The following is a 581-nucleotide window of genomic DNA, read 5'->3' as shown; positions in this document are numbered from 1 at the left end:
AGTTGGGATAAGATAAATCCACTGAATCACCTACCTCAGCAACTTGATAACCTTGCTTTGTACCATTTCTGACCTTGATACCTTCAAGAACACCATGGCGGTCTTGAGAGGTCAATGTGAACATTGGCTCATCCTGTTTCTTGAGCCTACGTCCATTTTGACGCTTATTGATTCGATTGGGTGTCAGAATAGGTTGAATTTCGAGTACTCCAGAATTCATCGCAGTCCGCTTTGTAGCTCCAGCAGTATATCGTGCGGTGATACATCGTGCCTCATCTGTCAACTTTGGTTCTGTCAAAGATTGGTCAATAAGATAAAGACCTGTCTTAGCACCAAGTCCTCCACCCTCACCAACAAGAGTTGTGGCAATTCCACTCGGGTCGTAGACACGATAGCTTTGCATGCCACCTACAAGTTGCTTAAGATGGCTACCGCTTTCTCCGCTGATAGGTAGTACTTTTCGTCGACCTCTGCTTCTAAGATGTCCGAGAGTGTAGATGCGTTCTCGATTTTGGGGAACTCCGTAGTCTTTTGAATTGAACACTTGCCACTCAAGGTCGTACCCTGCTTCATCCAGGATA

1 protein-coding gene is annotated in these 581 nt (G+C 45.6%); it reads right to left on the bottom strand.

The window, feature by feature from the left end; genetic code table 11:
* Window positions 1-581 (bottom strand): DNA cytosine methyltransferase (locus RFK25_RS11820; RefSeq protein ID WP_332413547.1); only part of this gene is annotated, 581 nt, incomplete at both ends.

The organism is Streptococcus sp. SS-4456, from assembly GCF_036680365.1.
Taxonomy (GTDB): domain Bacteria; phylum Bacillota; class Bacilli; order Lactobacillales; family Streptococcaceae; genus Streptococcus.
This window is presented reverse-complemented; position numbering and strand designations above follow the sequence as displayed.